This is a genomic window from Lentilactobacillus dabitei (genome assembly GCF_019061365.1).
Taxonomy (GTDB): domain Bacteria; phylum Bacillota; class Bacilli; order Lactobacillales; family Lactobacillaceae; genus Lentilactobacillus; species Lentilactobacillus dabitei.
On sequence record NZ_JAHPPD010000137.1, the window covers coordinates 1 to 4,164 of the forward strand.

At 44.9% G+C, this 4,164-nt stretch carries 3 protein-coding genes and 1 pseudogene; 1 reads left to right on the top strand and 3 read right to left on the bottom strand.

Annotated features, from left to right (window positions below; genetic code table 11):
• Positions 1–84 precede the first annotated feature (84 nt).
• The 3 genes and pseudogenes from KTE19_RS12970 to KTE19_RS12980 all read right to left on the bottom strand — a co-directional run.
• A pseudogene (locus tag KTE19_RS12970) lies at positions 85–306 on the bottom strand (cation:proton antiporter); the annotation flags it as partial.
• Between the two features lie 109 nt (positions 307–415).
• Entirely contained in the window at positions 416–1,081 is a 666-nt protein-coding gene (locus KTE19_RS12975; protein ID WP_217164479.1) for a potassium channel family protein, read from the bottom strand.
• A 256-nt stretch (positions 1,082–1,337) separates the two neighbouring features.
• Positions 1,338–2,675: a TrkH family potassium uptake protein gene (locus KTE19_RS12980; RefSeq protein ID WP_217164477.1), complete on the bottom strand. Its 1,338-nt coding sequence runs from the start codon at positions 2,673–2,675 to the stop codon at positions 1,338–1,340.
• A gap of 124 nt (positions 2,676–2,799) precedes the next feature.
• Here KTE19_RS12980 and codA point away from each other — a divergent pair, with 124 nt between their 5' ends.
• A complete protein-coding gene (gene codA / locus KTE19_RS12985; protein WP_217164475.1) occupies positions 2,800–4,041 on the top strand; it encodes a cytosine deaminase in 1,242 nt (413 codons plus the stop codon).
• Positions 4,042–4,164: the final 123 nt, after the last annotated feature.

Here is a 4,164-nt window from a genome sequence, read left to right on the forward strand (position 1 = left end):
TGACCCCTGTAGAATACAGGAATCAAGCCATGGTAGCTTAAATCAATATCTAAACTTGTCTAACTTTTCTGTTGCACTTCAGAACCGTGAGCTATTTTGGGCTTCATTAAACAGCATTGGGGCGATAATCGCCAGGGCAAAAGTTGATGGATCCAGATGAAAGTTGTTATAGACCGGCAAGCCGGCAAGTAAGAATCCTAACAAAATTAAAAAGAATGGCAGCGGAATAACTGAAACGTGGCGCGCAAGGATGTTGGCTGCCACAACTGCTGCCAAAATGATGGTTAGGAGTAAAACCTGATCCATTTTGAGCCCCCCCTTTGGTTGATGTTTAACTTTAGTTTAGCACGCATTTACCGAAAAAGGCCGCGTCAGCACTCGACGCGGTCCAGATGGAAATGGTGAACTGATTTCTTTATTTGGTGGCTAAATCTTCGAACTTTTCGACGTCCTTCTCTGTCCCGATGACTGTAATAATGTCACCTTTTTGGATGGCCGTGGCGGACTTGGGAATCTCTGCTCCAGCTTCGTTTGTGTGGGAAAGGGCAATCACTTGAATACCGTAGCGGTTAGTGAAATTGAGTTCCTGAAGGGATTTGTGGAAAAACTTGGAATTAGTTAATTCAAATTCAACGACGGCCAATTCACCGCGAATTCTCAGGTCGTTTAGAATCTTGGGTTGCATCACGTGAAGGGCAATTCGATTACCCATGTCGCGTTCAGGCTGGATCACTTCATCAGCGCCTAATCGTTCCAAGACTTTGGCGTGACGGGCATTCTCAGCCTTACAGATTAACTTTTTAACCCCAAGTTCCTCACAAATCATGGTTGTCATAATACTGGCTTCCAAATCAGTCCCGATGGCAACGAAGACATTGTCAAAATTGCCAATTCCAAGTTGCTTGAGGGCTAATTCATTTTGGGTGTCGGCGACGACTGCCTCGGTTGCGACGTCCCGAAATTCGTTGACGAGTTCTTCATTTTTGTCAATGACCAGAACCTCTTGATTATGGGCTAGCAAAGTGTTGACGATGCTGCTGCCAAAGAGGCCGAGACCGATGACGGCGTAATTGCTTTTCATGTAGGAATGCTCCTTGTTGATTAATTTGGTGGTGGAGAGGCGTTATAACTGTTAGTCGATAACCCAGATTAGACTGCTCCGCAAAGCAAAAGTTTGCACATAAGCACCAGCCTGTGTAAGCTTCTAGGCGACATAGTGGAATAGTGCTCCACAAAGCAATAACCTACACATAAGCACCCATAGTGTAAGCCCAAAGCCCAGGGCTTACACTATGGGAGACTTACGTTCCGGTTATTAACCGCTTTGTTGCGCACACTTACCCGATCATGACATTTTCCTCCGGATATCGAAAGGCATCTTCTGGCCCCTTTGACGTTAGCAACGAGTACATCACCGTGAAAATGCCGACTCTGCCCATGAACATCAGGGCTGCAAAGATCAATTTGCCAATGATACTCAAATGTGGGGTTAGTCCCAAAGTGAAGCCAGTTGTGCCAAATGCCGAGACGACGTCAAACAGGATATACTCCAACCCAAATGTTCTTGGAATTTTTTCAGTGAAGGTTAAAATCAACGTCGCAATTGAAAGTACAACGGCAACCAGGAATACCAGGGTGAGTGATCTTGACACATTATCGTTCGTAAATCTGCGGCCCCAGAAATTAGCATCTCGTTTCCCTCTAAGGGTTGCCCAAACTCTGATGAGCAGAATGCCAACAGTGGTGGTTTTAATCCCACCAGCAGTTGAGCCGGGAGTTCCGCCGATTAACATGAGGATCATGGTGAAGAAAATTCCGCCCATTGAAATCTTGTTTAACGGGACCGTATAAAATCCGGCCGTTCTGGGGGTCACCGAGAAGAAATAAGAATTCATCAGCCGGTCAAAGAAGCTCAAGTGGTTTTGGCTGCTGAAGTTAGCTTCGGTCAGCATAAAGATGATAAAACTGATCACAATCAATCCTAAATAAGTGGTTAACGCTAATTTAGTGTGCAGGCTTAAATAATGATCTTCATGGTAGAAAAGGATATCCTTCCAAACCAGAAATCCAAGCGATCCCGAAATGATGAGTAGGGTTAAGACAAACAACAGGTAAGGGTCATTTTGAAACCGAACCAAACTATTATCGTACAGATCGAAGCCCGCGTTACAAAAGGCGCTGATCGAATGAAAAATGCTGTACCCCAGCCCCTTGACGAACCCATAGCGGGGATAAAAGTCAATGAAAATCAGACCCGTTCCCAACAATTGAATCGCCAGGGATAACCGGACCACGAGAAAAACAACGCTCCGGGTATTTGCGAATGATTGCAAATTAAGCGATTGTTGGGTCAGCAATTGAGTGGTCAGGTCAACTTTACGGCGCATGAAAACAAATAGCAGGACCGCAAATGTCATGAAGCCCAGACCGCCAATCTCGACGAGCATCAAAATGACGATTTTGCCGAATAGGCTCCAATGGATAGCCGTATTCACGACCGTCATTCCGGTGACGCAGGTGGCAGAGGTGGCGGTGAAAAACGAATTGATGTAGCCGGTCATATGGCCAGACTGACTGGAGATTGGTAATGATAACAGGATGGTACCGATCAAAATGATTGTTAAAAATCCCAGTGTCAAAATTTGTGGTAAAGCAAGTCGATAACGAGATGCCAATGGATCAGAACCTTTCGATTATATTGTCTGCGTTCATTATCTCACATTCCACTCAAAAAGCCCCAACGAATAATCCGAAAATACGCTATAATAGTTGTGAAAATAACGATTGTGAGGAATTAACATGTTAATTAAAAATGTTCATATTCAAAATGATGACCAAACAAAAGATGTCCGAATTGAAAATGGCCGATTCGTTAACATTTCGCCCTCAATTGAAGCAACTGATGGCGAAAAAGTGATCGATGTCACTGATAAATTGATGTTACCGCCATTTGTGGATCCGCACGTGCATTTGGATGCCACTCAGACAGCCGGTGATCCGGAATGGAACCAAAGTGGTACTCTGTTTGATGGGATTCGGATCTGGAGCGAGCGGAAGCAGAAACTCACAGTTGAAGACGTGAAGGCTCGGGCCAAAAAAGCGATCAAGATTCAAGTTGCCAACGGGATTCAGTTTATTCGCAGTCACGTTGACGTTACCGATCCTAATTTGACCGCTCTGAAAGCCTTGATTGAAGTTCGTGATGAAATCAAAGATCAAGTTGAACTGCAATTGGTTGCCTTTCCGCAAGAAGGAATTTTGTCGTTTCCTCATGGCAAAGAGCTGATGACCGAGGCTGCCGATATGGGTGCTGACGTAATTGGGGGGATTCCTCACTTTGAATTTACCCATGAATACGCGGTGGCTTCACTCCAATTCTTGATGAAGTTGGCGGAACAAAAAGGTAAATTAGTCGATGTGCATTGCGATGAAATCGATGATCCTCAATCTCGCAGTCTGGAAACTTTGGCAACCTTGGCATTGGAAAGTGGGATGGGCGATAAAGTGACCGCCAGCCACACCACTGCAATGGGCTCGTATAACGATGCCTATGCTTACAAACTCTTTAGATTGTTGAAGATGTCTCATATTAACTTCATTGCCAATCCATTGGTGAACACCAACTTGGGCGGCCGCTTTGACACCTATCCAAAGCGCCGGGGGATGACCCGGGTCAAGGAGCTCAATGCGGATGGCATTAACGTTGCCTTCGGTGAGGATGATCTCAAGGACCCTTGGTATCCGATGGGTAATGGCAATATGCTGGATCCCGTTGAGATGGGAATTCACGTCGGCCACTTGATGGGCTACGATGACATTATGAATTCATACAAATTTGTGACCGTCAATGCGGCCAAGGCGATGCACGTCACAGACCACTATGGGATTGAAGTTGGCAAACCTGCCGATTGCATTATCATGAACAACGATAATTTTTATAATGCTTTAAATGAACGGTCTGAGATTCTGTATTCCATTCATAACGGTAATGTACTGGTAGAGACAGAGCCGAAGAAAGTGCACAATCACTTCAAGCTTTAGCGGCTGAGTCCTGTCATTTAACGAAAAAGACCAACTATTCCAAAAATGAACTGAACCCCTTGAATTGGAGAAATCTAATTCAAGGGGTTTTATTATGTTTCCTTATGAAGTTAAAATGGCCGC

Bases quoted from the DNA above. Each gene is read 5' to 3' on its own strand.
- KTE19_RS12975 (WP_217164479.1), bottom strand. From the start codon at position 1,081: ATGAAAAGCAATTACGCCGTCATCGGTCTCGGCCTCTTTGGCAGCAGC.
- codA (WP_217164475.1), top strand. From the start codon at position 2,800: ATGTTAATTAAAAATGTTCATATTCAAAATGATGACCAAACAAAAGAT.